Source organism: Bradyrhizobium canariense (assembly GCF_019402665.1).
In the GTDB taxonomy this organism is placed as follows: domain Bacteria; phylum Pseudomonadota; class Alphaproteobacteria; order Rhizobiales; family Xanthobacteraceae; genus Bradyrhizobium; species Bradyrhizobium canariense.
Window position 1 is genome coordinate 35,196 of record NZ_VSST01000002.1, and the last position, 16,126, is coordinate 51,321.

Below are 16,126 nucleotides of genomic sequence, written 5' to 3' on the forward strand. Positions count from 1 at the left end.
TGGCTGGATTAATGTCCGACACGATTCACACGCTCTCGACGACGGGCATGACGCCGAAACGTCAGATCCAAAGCTGGATCGACGGGCTGACGAGCCTGTGCGGGCATTTCGACGTCGATCCGCTCGAAGCGTCTTCGCTCGAAGGCCGCATCGACTACACCAGCGTCTCGCGCCTGAAGCTCTGCCAGATCGAGGTCAGCCAGCATCGGATTGCGCACACGCTGGCGCGCGCCAAGGCCAATGAACACCCGTATATCAAGATCCACTTCCAGACTTACGGTGTGTCCTATTTCGAGCAGGAAGGCCGCCACATCGAGCTGAACCCGGGGGACATCATCGCCTATGACGTCTCCTGTCCGCATTCGATCATCAGCCCCGCTTTCACGCGCCATGACGTGGTGATCGTGCCAAAGGCGCTGCTGCGCGACCGCGGATTCCCGTCGCAGCGAATGCCCGCCTGCAAATTGACCTCACGCACCGGGACGGGGCGGATCGCCCATGATTTCGTCCATGCGACCTTCGACGAGGCGGCGAAGCTGTCGGCGAACAGTGCGGTCGGCGTCGCCGATTCGCTGATCGACCTCTTGCTGCTGCCGCTGCGCGAGGCCGACACGATGCTCGATCGCGTCGGGCCCGAAGCGACCTATGTGCGCGCGCAGTTCTTCATCCGCGAGCATTTGCGCGATCCGGATCTGTGCATCGACCAGATTTCCGGCGAGCTCGGCTGCTCCAAGCGTTATCTGCACATGCTGTTCTCGGAGCGCGGCACCACGGTGAGCGACTACATCTGGCAGGCGCGTCTTCAGAATTGCCGCCAGGAGCTCGAGGCCCACGCCGGCAAGACCATCACCGACGTCGCATTCTCCTGGGGCTTCTCCAGCTCATCGCATTTCAGCCGGGTGTTCCGGAAATATTTCGGCGTGGTGCCGTCCTCGATCCACAAGGCGCAACAGGGCGCGGTTGCGGCGGACGAGCACTAGGCAAACGCCAGGTTCGGCGTCGACGACAGCGGTTGCCCGTCACGCGCCCGCGATGTCTCTCACGCCGATATGGCGATGTAGGGAATGCTTATTAGGAGAGCGGCGAGCAGCACCGCGTTGCCCAGCATCCCGCTCCAATGCAGCCGGCGCAGCCGACGCGGGGCCTCGGCATCGCCGGCGTCCGTGGCGCTGAGCTGTTCGTCCATCCGCTGCATGAACCCGCGGCGTCCGTAGATCGCCAAGGCTGCAAGGAGGCCGACGCCCATCGCTGCGACCAGACGACCGTCGAGCAGGAAAGCTACTGCTCCGATAATTCCGGCAACGCGCATCACCAGAAAATGGGCATTGAACATTCCGCGCAAAAGCTGGGCCACGGGCTGGATATCCAGTTTCACCAGCAGGAAGGCCGGAGACGCCAGCGTGAAATAGCCCATCGGAAACAGCAGGATGATCATGACGGCTACGGCAACGCCATCCGGTGTCATGGGATCGGCCTTTCTCGTCCGCGCCGGTGAGACCTTCCCAGCAGCGTCGCACAATCATAGCGGGAAAATACGTTTCCGGCACTAGGCTTTGGTCGGATGTTGCGCCGCGAAGGGCGTCTTGTCTCCCGGTTCAGGAGGGCTCGAGGCCGAGCGACCGCGCGCTCTCGATCCAGATCGGCAGCTCGCGCTGATATAGGGCGTTGGTGTCCTTGAAGCCGATCGCGGGTTCGAGCACGAACGTGTTGAGAACCTCCTTCACCTTCGGATCGTTGTTGGCAGCGACGCAAAGCTCCGCCAAGCGGTCGACGACCGGTTGCGGTGTAGCCTTCGGCACGGCCCAGCCGGAGAAGCCGCTAACGGTGAAGAATTTCGACGTCGCGCCCTGCTCGGGGAGAGTCTTGATATCGGGGATGGCGTCGACCTTCTTCGAATGCACCGCGAACACGGTGCCACGGTCGCTCTGCAAAACCGACTGCGCTGCCGTGTAGCTGCCCATGGCCACATCGAGCGTACCTTCCAGCATGCCCGTCCACATCGGGGCTTCGCCGCGATAGTGGATCGGCTCGATGGCAAGGCCATACTGTTTGTTGAGCTCGTGGACCGTCATATGCGGAGCCGAGCCCGCACTATAGGTGCCGAAGTTGACCTTGCCGCTCTTGCGCGCGAAGGCGACGAAATCCTCCAACGTCTTGACGCCGGTTTTCGGGTTCGCCACCAGCAGGAGGCCGGCGCCCGGAATGACGCTGACGAGCGTCAAATCCTTGTCCATGTCGTAGCCGGGAGTCTTCATCACCACCCGGTTCATGATGTAGGTGGTCGAGATCGAGCACAGGATGGTGTGGCCGTCGGGCTCCGCGCGGGCGACCTCCGCCGTCCCGATCGCGCCGGCGGCTCCGGGCTTGTTCTCGACGACGACGGTCTTTCCGACCTGCTTGGCAATGAATTCACCATAGGCGCGCGCGAGCAGATCGGTCTGTCCGCCGGCGGGATAGCTGCAAATCATGCGGATCTGCCGCGATGGCCACGCAGCCTGCGCCGAGGCGCCGCGCGAGACGAAAGGCATCGCGAGTGTGGTGGTGCCGGCGGCGATGAAGTGGCGGCGATCGAGTTCTGCGGACATGATTCTCTCCCGGGTTGTCGCCGACGGTACTGCATCGGGTCGCCTCCGCCATGGGTGGCAGGCGAGACAGATTGGCGCATTCGAACGGCCGCGCCGTGCCTATTCGGGCGTCATCCGGACAATCGCACTTTTCGCATGACACGCAGCCAGACGATTTAAGTCAGGGCTACCGCAAGCAAGCCGAAGGTGCCGCCGATCAGCACGTTGACGATGCGCTCCTCCGCGATGCCGCTGGCGCTGCCGGCGAAGGAAGCGGCCAGCGCGATGAAGAAGCAGCGCAGGCCGAAGCCGACGATGTAGCGGGAGAACGCGATCAGCGTGAGGGTGGCCGCGAGAACCGCGAGCGCATAGCCGACGCGGCTTTGCGGCAGCACCATGCCGGCGAGGAAACCGAGCGGCGCGCCGGCGACGGCGCCGATCGCCCGCTGTTTCAGCTTGCCGGTCGAAGCGGCGAGATCGCCGACCACGACGCTTGCGGCCGACCACATCACCCATTGGCCCTGCGCGAGATCGAGGATCTCGACCAGCGCCGCCGCAGCGAACACTGCAAGGGCGGTTGCCGCCGCGGGCACAAACCACTCGGCCGCGGGCGCTCCGAACGAGGTCGCGGCATCGCCGCACCGTCGCTGGTCGTAAATCCGGATGGCGCAGACCAGAGCCAGCGCGATCGGAGAGGACACGATGATCATGCCGGCATGGCGCAGGGCTTCCGAGGCGCTCACGCCCTCCCGCACCTCGCAGGCGAGATACACGGCGGGGATGAACACCCAATTTCCGAGCGTGCGGAAATGTTCGCCATGGCGTGTCACCGCGACCGCAAGGAATCCGGCGAGCGCCGTCAGCACTGCGAATAGCGGCTTGATCGGGGCGGCAAGGAAGAGCGCGGCAAAAGTGAGGAGGATGGCAATGTAGTGCCATACGATAACCTTCGGCGGCAGGTGCAGCCGTAGCGCCGGAATGAGCAGCGAGACCGCGACCAACCCGAGATTCAGCAGCGCCGTCTCGCGCGCGACGAAATAGGCGGCGACCATCGGGCCGACGACGATCAGCGCCCGCACCAGCTCGCCGGTCTTGATTTCGCGCGAGAGCAGATCGCGCAGGCCTGCTGCGGAAGGATTCACGATGCCACCAGATGGCCGAATGAAAACGGCGGTATCATAGGGTGCAGAATGTCGCCGAGCCAGCGATGGTTGTAGTGGGCCCATCGCCGACCACTTTATCCGTCATTCCGGGAGCCGGACGCTCCGGTCACCGCTGAATGATCTTCATCCAGACGTCGCCGAGGATTGCAGGCTCCTGCGGCGGCAGATAGCTCAGCCCCGCCTGCCTGCCGAATTCGGCGATCTTGCCCTCGGCGGCAAGCCCGCTCAGCGCCTTGTTGACGGCGTCGATCAGCGCCGGATCGCTGACCAGCCCGACATAGCCGCGATTGGCCCCGATCGGATAGTAGTAGCCGGACGCGGTGAGCGCCGTATCGGGGTGCGCGGCGCGATGGGCGTCGAGGCGGCCGAGGTCGATCAGCGTCGCGTCATAGTCGCCACGGGCAAGTGCGCCGAGAAGATCATCGCGGCCGGGGACGAGATGCGTGATGTCGTCGATCAGGCGCCCCTTGTCGAAGGTCATGAGGATCGCATCGCCGAGCGAGCCGCTCTCGATGACCAGGCGCAGGCCGGCGAGGTCGCCGATGTCGCCGATCTTGCGACCCCGCGCCTTGGGTCCGAGCACGACTGTCATCAGCGAGTAGACATAGGGCTGGCTCGGCGCGAGCACGCCGAGCGCGACGCGGCGGCGTCGGTCGTCGCGGGTGGCGCCGGCAAAATCCGGCAAGCGCGCCGTTTTCATGCCGGGCTTGACGAGGGAGTCCGTCGTCAGCGCATAGCCGCCGACGAGCGAGCAGCGCCCGTCGGACAGCAGCGCATTGGCCTCGAGCTGCGGGCTCGAATCCTCGTCCAGCTTGCTCTCGAACCACTGGATCGTCAGCGGTCGTCCGAGCCGGTCGGCGATCGCCTCCGCCAGCAGCACGTCGAAACCCGAGTCCGGCTTGCCCTTGTGGTGCACCGACAGCGGTGGCCGGTCCTCGTCGAGGCAAATCTTGAGCGGATCGTCGGCCGCGCGTGCAGCCGCGGCCGCCGCCGCGAGGATTGCGGCAATGCTCCAAGCGGCCAGCCAGCGCCTCATGGTTTTCTCCGGCTCGAGATGAAGGCCCAGAGATTCCCGATCTCCTCGTCGCTGAGAATGTCGGCCCAGGGCGGCATCTTGTTGTTCTTGCCGTTCTTCACCGTGGTGACGAAGCGCGTCTTGTCGTCGGGGAAGGCGCGCAGGTCCGGCGTGATGGTGCCGGGGTTCATCATGTTGGGGCCGTGGCAGTGCGAGCATTTCTCGGCATAAGTCGACTTGCCGTGGTCGATCTGTGCCTGCACGGGATTGCCGGTTGAATCATCCGCGGCACGAACGGCCGCCGCAAGCGCGACCGTCAGCACCGCGACGGTGGCGAGGGTCGCCACCGTCTTGTGAGATAGCTTTCTCAGCATCGTGCCGTGGTTATTGCTTGACCGCAAAAACCCAAAGCGAGCCGCCGGGCGGCACTTTGGCCAGCCGTTCGTCGCCGGAAAACAGCGAGTAGACGCCGCCATAGCCGCTCGTCACGGCGACATACTGCACGCCGTCCTGCTGCCAGGTCACCGGTTGCCCCTCGATGCCCGAGCCGGTCTGGAACTGCCAGAGCTTCTTGCCGGTGTCGGCATCGAAGGCCTCGAACTCGCCGGTCAGCGCGCCCGAGAACACGACGCCGCCCGCGGTCGACAGCACGCCGGAGAAGCGCGGGATGTCGCTTGGTGCTTCCCACTTCGCCTTGCCGGTCATGGGATCGATCGCCTTCAGATGACCGCGCGGGCCATCACCCCATTCCCAGAGATCGGTGAGGTCCATGCCGAGATACCATTCACCCTGCTTGAAGGTGGCGGGTTCGGTCTTGTACCTGCCGCCGAAGGCGAGCGTGTTGGCGTAGGCGAGGCCGGTCTGCGGATTGAACGACATCGGCTCCCAGTTCTTGCCGCCGAGGATCGACGGATAGACTGTCACCTTCTTGCCCTCACGCGCATCCTTCGAGACGTCGGTCTCGATGGGACGTCCGGTCTTCATGTCGATTCCCGTCGCCCAGTTGACCTTCACGTAAGGATTGGCCGCAAGCAGCTTTCCGTTGGTGCGGTCGAGCACGTAGAAGAAGCCGTTGCGGTTGGCGTCCATCAACACCTTGGTCGGCTTGCCCTCGACGTTCATGTCGGCGAGGACCATCTCGGCCACGCTGTCATAGTCGAACGGATTGTTCGGCGAGAACTGGTAGTGCCACTTGATCTTGCCGGTTTTGGGATCCATCGCCAGCACGGAGCAGGTGTAGAGGTTATCGCCCGGGCGTACCGCAGAGTTGAACGGTCCGGGATTGCCGATACCCCAATAGACCGTGTTGAGCTCGGGATCATAGGAGCCCGTGATCCAGGTCGAGCCGCCGCCGAGCTTCCAGGTATCGCCCTTCCAGGTGTCGCCGCCGGGCTCGTCCGGGGAGGGGATCGAATGGGTGCGCCACAGGTGCTTGCCCGTTGCCGGATCCCAGCCGTCGATGAAGCCGCGGGTGCCGAACTCGGCGCCGGAGATGCCGGTGATCACGACGCCGTCGGCGACCAGCGGCGCCACCGTCATCGAATAGCCTTCCTTGATATCGGCAGCCTTCTGCCGCCACAGCTCCTTGCCGTCCTTGGCGTCGAGCGCGATCACGTTGGCGTCGAGCGTGGTGCGGAACACCTTGCCGTCATAGAGCGCGGCGCCGCGATTGATGATGCCGCAGCAGACGATGCGCGGCGTTTCGGCAGGATACTCGACCTTGGATTTCCAGATCTGCTTGCCGGTCTTGGCGTCGACCGCCATCGTCGCGTTGTGCGACGTCACGTAGATCACGCCCTGGTACACCAGCGGCTGCGATTCCTCGCTGCGATCGTCGTTGAAAGAGTAGTTCCAGACCGGGACAAGGTTCTCGACGCTGTCCTTGTTGATCTGGTTCAGCGTCGAGAAACGCTGGAGATTGTAGCCCATTCCGTAATTGAGAACGTTCGATGTATCGGTCGCACCCTTGACCAGCTGCTCGCTGGTTTGTGCATTTGCACAAGTCGATGCAAGCATGACGAGGCTCGCGGCCATCGCAAAGCGTTTCATCCGTTCCTCCCAATGTGCGCGCCTATTGACGCTGCGGCAGCAACACTCCGCCTGAATGCAAAACGCGTCAATACGAAAGTCGTAGTTGCGACGCCGATCTGGTGGGCGGCCGGAAGCCGGTCACCTGACGGAGAGCTGACAAGCAACTCTCACTTGTGCGCAGGCGCTGAAGAAATTCCGCGGCATGGAGCAGGGCGCGTGCGCCACGGCAATGGTCGGGCTGACGGGTTCCGCAAGTTGTACGGGCGTAGCCTGCAATTCGGGGCTTGAACCGAGGCTCGCTTGTGGACTTATGTCGTTTCGATCCGGCTCGAATCGGAGCTCTTGGTCTGGGAGGTTTTCATGATATCGCGTCGCTCTGTTGCACTTGCGCTCACGATTGCACTGATGTCCGGTCCGGCATGGTCGGCCTCCGGCAACGCGGTCAAGACGTTCGATACCGACAATGACGGCACGCTCGACCTTGCCGAGGTGAAGAAGGCGGCGACCGCGTTGTTCGCCAAGCTCGATCCCGATCATGACGGCACGCTTGACGCCCGCGAGTTGCGCGGACGGTTAACGGCGAAAGAACTCGCCGCCGCCGATCCCGATCGCGACGGGACTCTCACGCTCGACGAATATCTCTCCGTGGTGGAGCAGCGCTTCAACGCGGCGAATCCCGACAAGGATGGAACGCTGGATGCCAAGGAGCTGAACTCGCGCGCCGGCCGCGCGCTGCTGCGCTTGTTGCAGTGAGCGCCGCGCCGCTTGACTGGGAGCGAAGGCGAGTTGCCCGAGAGAGAAGTTTGCAAGCGCGATGCGACAGTTCGCTGTGTCGACGGCGCGATTCCCGACTTGCGCTGTGCCTGACGCAGCCCTAGGTTTTGGCCGGCGCGATGTCGCGCTCAATCCCTTGGGAGTCCCCGAATGGCCTGGAAAGCTCCGAAGATCGTGGAAGTGTCGGTCGGCATGGAAATCAACATGTACGCCTGCGCTTTGCGCAAGTAGGACCACAAGTAAGACTGCAAGTAAGACTTGCGACCTGCCGCGGCTTCGATGGCAACTACCATCGAAGCCGTGGTAGTGTCGGGGATGCGCGCGAGAGCCCTTACATTCTGGACCATAGCCGCCTGCACCGTCGCGCTCGCGCCGGCATGCGTCAGCGCCGAAGAGGGCTTTGATACCGAGCACATCTTCGGCTTCATGATCGGCACCGATGTCGGCAATCCCGGCGAGCGCGAATTCCAGACCCAGACGACAGGACGATTCGGCAAAGGCGGCGGGACCTATCGCGCCCTGTCGCAGGAGGTCGAGATAGAGATCGTGCCGCTGCCGAACTTCCGCATCGAGGTCGGCGGCACCGCCACGCTGCACGACATCACCGGCGTCCCCGATATCGGCGACCGCCGCCAGTTCAATTTCCAGGGCGCTTCGCTTGACCTGCGCTATCGCCTGCTCGATCGCGAGCGCGCGCCATTCGGGTTGACTGTCGCCGCCGAACTCCATGGCGATCGCATCGACGAGACTTCCGGCGCAAAAGGGCGGATGTACGGTACCGATTTCACGCTCGCCTTCGATCGCGAGCTGATCCCGAACTTCGCCATCGGCGCGCTCAACCTGATCTATCAACCCGAATGGGCGCGTTTCGAAATGGCGGGACTGTCCGAAAAGAGTTCGACCATCGGCGCGGCCTTCGCCGGCCTCGTCCGCGTGCGGCCCGATGTGCTGCTCGGCGGCGAGGTGCGCTACTTCCGGCAGTACGAAGGCATCGGCCTCGGCGAGTTCGCAGGCCAAGCCCTCTTCGTCGGTCCGACTGCTTATTTCCAGCTTTCCGATCGCTCGCGCCTGACCATGAGCTGGAGCATGCAGGCCTGGGGCCGTGCGGCCGGATCAGGCGGCAATCTCGACCTCGTCAATTTCGAGCGCCACCAGGCAAGGCTGGTCTTTGGAGTTAATTTCTAGCGCTCGCGCCCCGGTTGCGGGGAGAGGCGATGGGGCAATTCCCGCTCGATTTCGCGTGGCCGGATTGAAACTTCCGGCTCCTCGGAGCGTAGCCTTTTGTGCTATTCTTCATCGGCTCTGCGAGGATCCCGGCATGAACCCGATCGACCTGGTGGTGACTGTGTGTGCGTTGCTCTCGCCTGCGACCTGCGAGGAGCAGCATCTGGTGTTCAACTATGCGGGGTCGCCGACGCAATGCGCGATGGCTGCGCCGCCCTATATCGCGCAATGGGTTGGCGACCATCCGAAGTGGCAAGCGGTGCGGTGGCGCTGCGAATATCCGCACCCGAACGATAAGGCGTGAAGAGCTGCGCCGCCTTCCCGGTCGCGACTGGCCTAGGTCCTCATCCTGAGGAGCTTGCGAAGCAAGCGTCTCGAAGGATGGCCGCAGGTGACAGACGGGCCTGCATGGTTCGAGACGCGCGTTCCGCGCTCCTCACCATGAGGCGAAACGCTCGTAACGCAGCCCGCGTTATTTGCTGCAGTCCTTCAGATCCTTGTCGGCGATCGAGAACACCGCATCCGCCTTGATCTCGATGTCGCGCACGATGCACTGCCGTGCATTGGGATAGCTGACCCTGGCATCGTAGCGGCCGGGCTCGACGCCGGTGATGCGCAGCCGCTCGTCGTGATCGACCTCCTTGTCCTTGTCGTTCAAGCACTGGTTCGGCCCCCACTCGGTCTTCCCGGCCGGCGAGAGCTGGAAACCGGAGATCGTCTCCGTCGTCAGATTCCAGAGCCGGATACCCTTGCCTTTGGCCTGCGCGAGCGCCGCGCCGGGCATCGCAACCAACAGGATGCCGATCGCAATCAGCGTACGCCGCATGATGACCCTCCCGCGAAGATGTCGTTGATCCAATTGACCATGAGTTCTCATTTCGATTCAAGCTGCAACGCGGCGAGCTCGGCCCTGATCTTGCCGAGCTCGGCCTCGCTGCGCTCCGCGCGCGGGATGGCAATCGGCACCTCGCGCACGATGCGCGCCGGTCGCGGCGACAGCAAGAACAGGCGGTCGCCGAGCCGGATCGCATCATCCAGGCTGTGGGTGACGAGCAACGTCATCACCGGACGGCGCGCCACCAGCGTCGCGATCTCGTCGCGCAAACGGCCGGCGAGTGCGTCGTCGAGCGAGGCGAGGGGCTCGTCGAGCACGAGCAGGTCAGGCTCCACCGCAAAGGCGCGGGCGAGCGCGACGCGCCGGGCGAGGCCCAGTGACAATTCGCCTGGAAAATGACTGCGATGCGCGTCCAGCTCCAGGATCCTGAACAGCTCGGCGAGCTTGGCGTCGGTCACATCGGGTGCCGCAAGCCGTACATTCTGCTCGACCGAGCGCCATGGCAGCAGCCGCGGCTCCTGGAAAACCATGCCGATCCGCGCTTCCGGCGGGCGCGAGACGTGCCCCTCGAAATCGCGGTCGAGCCCGAGGATGATGCGCAGCATCGTGCTCTTGCCGCAGCCGGAGGGACCGATCAGCACGCCGACCTCGCCGGATTGAAGCGCGAATCTGACCGGCGCGAGCACCTCCTGCGTCCCGCCGGCGGCACTCTTGAAGCTCTTGCCTGTGATATCGACCTCAAGCCGCACGGGGTCGCCATCGTGTTGCGCGGGCTTCGAACGGTTGCACCAGCGCGGTCTCGATCACGAGCACGACGGCGGCGAAGGTCAGCGAATAGGCCAGCAGCCGCGGCGTGTCGAACAGCTGGAAAGCGACGCCGATCTCGAAGCCGACGCCGTTCGGCCGGCCCAGGAGTTCGGCGACCAGCACGATCTTCCACACCAGCGACAATCCGGAGCGGGCTGAGGCTGCGATATAGGGTGCCAGTTGCGGCAGCACGACGTGGCGGAACGCGCGCCAGCGCGGCATCGCGAACACGCTCGCCATCTCGTCGAGCGAGCGGTCGAGCGCGCGTGCGCCCTCGCGCAGGGTGACGATGGCGGTCGGCAGCTTGTTGATCGCGATCGCCGCGATCGCTGCGGCCTCGGTGAGGCCGGCCCAGATATAGGCCAGCACGATCACGACCAGCGCGGGCAGGTTCAGGAGCAGGATCAGCCAGGGGTCGCCGAGCCGGTCGGCGAGCTTCACCCGTCCCATCAGATAGCCGATGGCGCTGCCGAGCGACATCGCCAGCACGAAGGCGAGGCTCACGCGGGCGAGCGTGGCGCCGAGATGCAGGAACAGCGCGCCGCTCGATGCTTCCGCGATGACGACGTCGAGCACGGCGGACGGAGAGGGCAGCTTTGCGGCGCCGACGAACAGGGCGGCTGTCCACCAGATCGCGAGCAACAGGGCAAACGACAGAAGACGCAGCACCTCAGTCTCCGGCAACTGCGTGATAGAACGTGCCGGGATCGAGCTCGGCAGCGGGGCCCACGAGGTCGCGTCCGCCGGTCTCGGCCAGCACGCGATAGAGCACGCGCGCGTCCTGTTCTTCGTCATCGATGCTCCGGCGCGGAATGCCGTCGCGATATCGCTCGCGATAGGTCTTCAGCAGGGTGGCATCGCTCGTGCCGGTGAGCGGTGCGATCTTGTCCCAGGCGGCATCCGAGGTCACCAGCAGCTGCTTGGCCTTGCGGGTCATCGCGATGAAGCGCGCCACCGCATCGCGATGACTCGCCGCCCAGTTTTCGTCGAAGACATAGCCGACTGCGGAGACCGCGCCCTTGGCGCCGAGTTTCGGCAATATGTCCTCGATGCCGGCAAGACGTCTAAAACCCTTGGCTTCCAGCTGTGCGCAGAAATTCCAGAAATTAAGGCTCGCATCCATCTCGCCGTCGAGCGCCTTGGCGGCGATCAGAGGCGGAGCACCATAGACGATGGTCGCCTCCGATTTCAGGTCGATGCCGTCCTGCTTCATGCGCGCCTGGAGCAGCTGCCAGCTCTTGTCGATGGGACCGCCGCCGACCGCCAGCTTGCGGCCCTTCAAATCAGCCAGCGACTTGATCGGCGAGGCGGCCGGCACCATCACCGCGCCGAGCGCGCTGGAATAGGGATAGAAGGTGAGCTTGGCGCCGAGCGTGCGCTCGCGCGACACCCACAGCCAGTCGGACAGGATGATGTCGGCATTGCCAGCGCGCAGGGCGATCTTGCCGGCCTCGGGGCTCGCAAGCTCGGTGACGTCGAGCGACAGGTCGGCCTCCTTGTCGAGGCCGCCGGCCCGGATCGCGGCCAGCTCCCAGGAGAATGTTCCGGTCTTCTGCACCGCAAGGCGAATCGTATCCGCGGCGCGGCCGGGCCCGGCTAGTGTCAGCGCCAGCGTCGTCGCGAGCGCCAATGATCGACCAAATGCTCTCATCACCTTGTGAGCCGTTTCCTCTGATAGGGTGCTTTTCAGGACAATACGCATAGCATAGCTTCCGTCGCAACCAGCGGGAGGACGCTCATGAATCTGGCCGGACAGCTACGACCGATTGTCGCCGCATTGGCGGTGTGGGCTGCGACCGCGCTCGCTGCGCAGGCTGAAGAGGCCAATGATTATCCGACATCGGCGCGTGCCGAGTATGTCTATGGCTGCATGAAGGCCAATGGCGAGAGCCGGCAGGCGATCGAGCAATGTTCCTGCTCGATCGACGTGGTGGCCTCGATCGTGCCCTATGAGCGCTACGTCACCGCAGAAACCGCGCTCAGCATGTCCCAGGTCCGCGGCAATCTCGGCGTCCAGTTCCGCACCTCGGAGCAGGCGAACTCGGCCGTGAATGATTTGCGGCGAGCACAGGCGGAAGCCGAGGTGAGGTGTTTCTAACACTTTCTTCCTTCTCCCCTTGCGGGAGAAGGTGGCGCGAAGCGCCGGATGAGGGGTATGTCTCCGCGAATACTATCGCAAGAGAGTAGCTCGCGGAGGCAAACCCCTCACCCAAGCGAAGTTTTGTCTACCAGCGGTGCTGCCCTCTCCCACAAGGGGCGAGGGCACAGCCATCCGCAATGCGTTTGACTTTGAAGGGGAAGGTGGCGCGCTACGTCCCCGGCTTCTCCACATCCCACTCGTTGCGGAACACGTGACCATCCGTGTCCTTGGCTTCCGCGCGAAAACGCTTGGCGCCGTTGGACACATAGGTGAAGCGCAGGTTGGGATCTTCCGAGATCGAGATGCCGCCTTCCATCGAGAGCACGGGGCTGTCGTCCTGCGTCAGCCTGAGCTGGTTGATGAAAAAGGCGGGAATGTAGAGCTGCGTGACCTGGTCCATCTGCAGGCCGGAATTGTTGGGATGGCCGATCATGATCTGCGCCTCCCGCATGCGGCTCGCGGGCGCCTCTTCGCGCGCGAATTGCCGGTAGCGCATCTGGCCGAGCCGGTTCTGGGCTTCCTCGGCATCCTTTCCCGCTGGTGCCGAGCAGCCGCCGGAGGCCTTCACATAGACTTTCGAGACGTAGAGCTGTCCGTCGCTGAGCTCGGCCACCGCATGAACGTCGGTGTAATTGTTGACGCGCACGCGCGTCGAGATTTCAGTGACGTTGGCATCCGGCCCGAGCTCGAACTTCGCTGCCATCGGTGCGGGGTTACGATCGATCACCAGCGTGATCGAACGGATGCGGCGGGCATCGCCAGGCGAGAGCTTGCTGCGCAGGGTCACCGGAACGATGGCCGCGTCCTCGGCGCGATACGGCATCTCGATGCCAATGACATTGCCGCCGTCATTCATCGGACGGTTGCTGAAGATGTCCTGCACCAGGCCCGGCCAGGGATCGTAAGCTTCTTCCGCCTGCGCCGGCACGGCGAATGCAATGCCGAGGAGCAGGGCGATCAGAGGCAGTCGGCGCGTGCATCCCGTCATGGTCATGGTCCCGCGGACGAAGCAACGTTACGCACATCGTAGCGCGTCCGCTACTCCCATTCAATTTCCGAAAATGCTGCGGTTGCGTTGCGGGCGTTGTAGTCGTCGAACAGCTCCCAGTGCGGCCGTTCCGAGGCGGCGGCCTTGTCAGCGGCGGTTCGGATCGGTTCGCCCTTCTTGTTCGCTGCCCGGACGTCCGTCAGCAGTGCCATCAGATAGCGCCGCTCATCGATCAGCGCCGCAGGCCATTCGCTCACGGGCCCGTGACCGGGAACGACGCGCTGCGCCGGAATGCTCTCGAGTTCCCCGAGGGTGCCGAGCCAGCCGCGAATGCTGCCGTCCATCACCGGAATATGGCGGAGGAAGACGAGGTCGCCAGCGAACAGCGTCTTCGTCGTCTCATCGAATACGGTCAAATCATTGTCGCTGTGCCCGGCCGGCCAGGCCCGCAAGCTCAGGCGGCGCGCGCCGAGATCGAGCGTCATTGTATCCGTGACAAGCATTGTGGGCGGCACGATCTTCACGGGAGATATCAATTCGTCGCCCATGATGCGCCTAAAATTGTCGAGATAGTACGGGCCGCGCGCAGCCAGCGCCCGCGGCAGCCTGCTGTGACCGACGAAAATGGTGTCTCCGACGGCGAAGGCCGCATTGCCGAAAACATGGTCGGGATGGCCGTGGGTATTGATGACGTAGCGGATCGGCTTGCTGGTGCGGGCTCGCACCGCCGCCAATAGCGCCTCGCCCTCGCGAAAGCTACCGCCGGTATCGATCACGGCCACCGCATCCTTGCCCACGATGAAGCCGACGTTGGCGATGTCGCCCTCGTTCTCGCGGGTCATCAGCGCGATGGTCCCGGAGTGTACGAATATTCCCGGCGCGACTTCGCTCACAGGCAATTCGGCCGCTGCGGCGCATGCTAGCGTCGCTGTCACCAGCAGGGACAAGGCTGCGATCACGAGAGGGATGCGAGACACTTTTCCGCCTCAGTTCAAAGGGTTGCGCGCATTGCACTGCAACAAAGAAAGCCAGCACAAACTCTGGCAAGACATGGCGCGTCATGCGTTGCATGGCTAGCATTCAAACAAGCCTAGGAGGAAGCGCGATGACGGAGGCCGGACGACATCGTCGCTGGTTGTTTTCACTGAGTATCCTGGTTGCGTCTTGCGCGTTCGGCGACGTCGCCATCGCGCAGACCAACGAGACGGGTGACCTCTCGTTCGAGCTGGTCGACCCCAAGGTGCTGCGCGTCTGTTCCGACCCGCGCAATCTGCCGTTCTCGAACGAGAAGGGCGAGGGGTTCGAGAACAAGCTTGCCGAGCTGTTTGCGGACAAGCTCCAGAAGAAGCTCGACTATGTCTTTTTTCCGCAAGCCACCGGCTTCGTGCGCATGACGCTCGGCTCGCATCGCTGCGACGTCATCATGGGCTTCCCCCAAGGCGACGACCTTGTGCAAGGCACCAATCCTTATTACCGCACGAGCTATGCGCTGGTCGCGAAAGCGGGCAGCGGGCTGGAGGAGGTCGACACGCTCGAGGATGCCAGGCTGAAGGGCAAGCATGTCGGCATCGTCGCCGGCACGCCGCCTGCCACCAACATGGCCATCGCGGGACTGATGGGTGATGCAAAGCCCTATCCGCTGATGATCGACACGCGCTACGACAATTCGGCGCAGGCCATGATCGATGATCTCACGGCGGGCAAGATTGACGCCGGCGTGCTGTGGGGACCGATGGCAGGGTTCTACGCGAAGAAGGCGGGGTCGCTTCATGTCACGCCGCTGGTGAAGGAAACCACCGGGCCAAAGCTGGTCTATCGCATCGGCATGGGCGTGCGTGGCGCCGACCAGAACTGGAAGCGGCAGCTCAACAAGCTGATCCAGGAGAACCAGGGCGAGATCAACAAGATCCTGCTCGATTTCGGCGTGCCGCTGCTGGACGAGAGCGATCGGCCGCTCGGCGCGGAGACGGCCAAGAAGGCACCATGAGATGAGGCGGCGCGTTGTCGCTGCGCTGGTCGCCGCCGTGCTGATGGCGCCGGTCGTCGCGCAGCAGCAGGAGCCGTTCGAGCCCGAGGGTTATCGCACCGACAACTACCGCGCGCCCGTGCCGGCGACGCTCGGCGGCGCGCGCGTGCTGTCGACGTCAGAAGCCGAGGCGATCTGGCACGCGAAGAGCGGCGTCTTCATCGACGTGCTGCCGCGGGCGCCGAAGCCGAAGAACCTTCCAGCGGGGACCGTCTGGCGCGAGGCGCCGCGCAAAAACATTCCGGGCAGCATCTGGCTGCCGGATACCGGCTACGGCACGCTGCCGCCCGCCATGGACGACTATTTCCAGCGCGGCCTCGCGCGTGCGTCGCGCGGTAATAAGGCCGCGCTGCTCGTGATCTACTGCCTGGCCGATTGCTGGATGTCCTGGAACGCCGCCAAGCGCGCGCTCGCGTATGGCTACTCCAGCGTCGCCTGGTATCCCGATGGCACCGACGGCTGGGAGCGTGCAAAGCTTCCGACTGAGGAGGCGCAGCCCGAGCCGCGGCCGGAGCAGTGAAGAATTGAGCCGAGCTGTGTCGTCGATGGCCTCGTGGTT

The 16,126-nt window shown here is 64.1% G+C and carries 20 protein-coding genes; 8 read left to right on the forward strand and 12 right to left on the reverse strand.

Annotation, left to right across the window (positions count from 1 at the left end; all coding sequences use genetic code 11):
• Window positions 1-11 precede the first annotated feature (11 nt).
• Window positions 12-980 carry a helix-turn-helix domain-containing protein gene (locus tag FXB41_RS00830; protein ID WP_007601369.1) on the forward strand — a complete coding sequence of 323 codons (969 nt, stop codon included), beginning with the start codon at window positions 12-14 and terminating at the stop codon, window positions 978-980.
• Between the two features lie 59 nt (window positions 981-1,039).
• On the opposite strand, the gene FXB41_RS00835 is transcribed toward FXB41_RS00830, so the two are convergent.
• From FXB41_RS00835 to FXB41_RS00860, 6 genes are all read right to left on the reverse strand, one after another.
• Window positions 1,040-1,465 carry a hypothetical protein gene (locus FXB41_RS00835; RefSeq protein ID WP_007601372.1) on the reverse strand — a complete coding sequence of 142 codons (426 nt, stop codon included), beginning with the start codon at window positions 1,463-1,465 and terminating at the stop codon, window positions 1,040-1,042.
• Window positions 1,466-1,595: 130 nt separating this feature from the next.
• Window positions 1,596-2,585, reverse strand: a complete 990-nt coding sequence (locus tag FXB41_RS00840; protein ID WP_219678726.1) for a Bug family tripartite tricarboxylate transporter substrate binding protein — start codon at window positions 2,583-2,585, stop codon at window positions 1,596-1,598.
• Window positions 2,586-2,740: 155 nt separating this feature from the next.
• Complete coding sequence (locus FXB41_RS00845; RefSeq protein WP_311985780.1) at window positions 2,741-3,706, reverse strand: FUSC family protein; 966 nt, start codon at window positions 3,704-3,706, stop codon at window positions 2,741-2,743.
• Between the two features lie 127 nt (window positions 3,707-3,833).
• A complete protein-coding gene (locus FXB41_RS00850) occupies window positions 3,834-4,763 on the reverse strand; it encodes a substrate-binding periplasmic protein (RefSeq protein ID WP_219678731.1) in 930 nt (309 codons plus the stop codon).
• A complete protein-coding gene (locus FXB41_RS00855) occupies window positions 4,760-5,116 on the reverse strand; it encodes a c-type cytochrome (protein WP_219678734.1) in 357 nt (118 codons plus the stop codon). Before FXB41_RS00855 ends, FXB41_RS00850 begins: the two co-directional genes overlap by 4 nt.
• Before the next feature lie 10 nt (window positions 5,117-5,126).
• Entirely contained in the window at window positions 5,127-6,791 is a 1,665-nt protein-coding gene (locus FXB41_RS00860) for a methanol/ethanol family PQQ-dependent dehydrogenase (protein ID WP_219678736.1), read from the reverse strand.
• A 342-nt stretch (window positions 6,792-7,133) separates the two neighbouring features.
• Between FXB41_RS00860 and lanM the strand changes: the two genes are divergently transcribed.
• From lanM to FXB41_RS00880, 4 genes are all read left to right on the forward strand, one after another.
• Window positions 7,134-7,526: a lanmodulin LanM gene (gene lanM, locus FXB41_RS00865; protein ID WP_007601381.1), complete on the forward strand. Its 393-nt coding sequence runs from the start codon at window positions 7,134-7,136 to the stop codon at window positions 7,524-7,526.
• A 171-nt stretch (window positions 7,527-7,697) separates the two neighbouring features.
• A complete protein-coding gene (pqqA, locus tag FXB41_RS00870; protein WP_035994375.1) occupies window positions 7,698-7,778 on the forward strand; it encodes a pyrroloquinoline quinone precursor peptide PqqA in 81 nt (26 codons plus the stop codon).
• 48 nt (window positions 7,779-7,826) lie between these two features.
• The gene (locus FXB41_RS00875; protein WP_219678738.1) at window positions 7,827-8,732 is read left to right on the forward strand and encodes a DUF6662 family protein; all 906 of its coding nucleotides are present in this window, start codon (window positions 7,827-7,829) and stop codon (window positions 8,730-8,732) included.
• A gap of 133 nt (window positions 8,733-8,865) precedes the next feature.
• Window positions 8,866-9,075: a hypothetical protein gene (locus FXB41_RS00880; protein ID WP_007601386.1), complete on the forward strand. Its 210-nt coding sequence runs from the start codon at window positions 8,866-8,868 to the stop codon at window positions 9,073-9,075.
• A gap of 168 nt (window positions 9,076-9,243) precedes the next feature.
• Here FXB41_RS00880 and FXB41_RS00885 read toward each other — a convergent pair whose 3' ends face one another.
• The 4 genes from FXB41_RS00885 to FXB41_RS00900 are packed head-to-tail and all read right to left on the reverse strand — an operon-like array spanning window position 9,244 to window position 12,064.
• On the reverse strand, window positions 9,244-9,597 hold the full coding sequence (locus FXB41_RS00885; RefSeq protein ID WP_007601387.1) for a hypothetical protein: 354 nt from the start codon (window positions 9,595-9,597) through the stop codon (window positions 9,244-9,246).
• Between the two features lie 47 nt (window positions 9,598-9,644).
• Entirely contained in the window at window positions 9,645-10,355 is a 711-nt protein-coding gene (locus tag FXB41_RS00890; RefSeq protein WP_007601388.1) for an ABC transporter ATP-binding protein, read from the reverse strand.
• The gene (locus tag FXB41_RS00895) at window positions 10,345-11,082 is read right to left on the reverse strand and encodes an ABC transporter permease (protein WP_007601389.1); all 738 of its coding nucleotides are present in this window, start codon (window positions 11,080-11,082) and stop codon (window positions 10,345-10,347) included. The genes FXB41_RS00890 and FXB41_RS00895 overlap by 11 nt, the downstream gene beginning before the upstream one ends.
• A 1-nt stretch (window position 11,083) precedes the next feature.
• Complete coding sequence (locus tag FXB41_RS00900) at window positions 11,084-12,064, reverse strand: ABC transporter substrate-binding protein (protein ID WP_219678783.1); 981 nt, start codon at window positions 12,062-12,064, stop codon at window positions 11,084-11,086.
• 87 nt (window positions 12,065-12,151) lie between these two features.
• Here FXB41_RS00900 and FXB41_RS00905 point away from each other — a divergent pair, with 87 nt between their 5' ends.
• The gene (locus FXB41_RS00905) at window positions 12,152-12,511 is read left to right on the forward strand and encodes a hypothetical protein (RefSeq protein WP_007601391.1); all 360 of its coding nucleotides are present in this window, start codon (window positions 12,152-12,154) and stop codon (window positions 12,509-12,511) included.
• A gap of 211 nt (window positions 12,512-12,722) precedes the next feature.
• On the opposite strand, the gene FXB41_RS00910 is transcribed toward FXB41_RS00905, so the two are convergent.
• Together FXB41_RS00910 and FXB41_RS00915 are read right to left on the reverse strand one after the other, a co-directional pair.
• Complete coding sequence (locus FXB41_RS00910; RefSeq protein ID WP_219678742.1) at window positions 12,723-13,541, reverse strand: quinoprotein dehydrogenase-associated SoxYZ-like carrier; 819 nt, start codon at window positions 13,539-13,541, stop codon at window positions 12,723-12,725.
• Window positions 13,542-13,591: 50 nt separating this feature from the next.
• Window positions 13,592-14,518 (reverse strand): quinoprotein relay system zinc metallohydrolase 2, encoded by a 927-nt coding sequence (locus tag FXB41_RS00915; RefSeq protein ID WP_219678743.1) that lies wholly within the window; start codon window positions 14,516-14,518, stop codon window positions 13,592-13,594.
• A 128-nt stretch (window positions 14,519-14,646) separates the two neighbouring features.
• Between FXB41_RS00915 and FXB41_RS00920 the strand changes: the two genes are divergently transcribed.
• A complete protein-coding gene (locus FXB41_RS00920) occupies window positions 14,647-15,528 on the forward strand; it encodes a substrate-binding domain-containing protein (RefSeq protein WP_007601397.1) in 882 nt (293 codons plus the stop codon).
• A gap of 1 nt (window position 15,529) precedes the next feature.
• Window positions 15,530-16,087, forward strand: a complete 558-nt coding sequence (locus FXB41_RS00925) for a PQQ-dependent catabolism-associated CXXCW motif protein (RefSeq protein ID WP_219678745.1) — start codon at window positions 15,530-15,532, stop codon at window positions 16,085-16,087.
• Window positions 16,088-16,126: the final 39 nt, after the last annotated feature.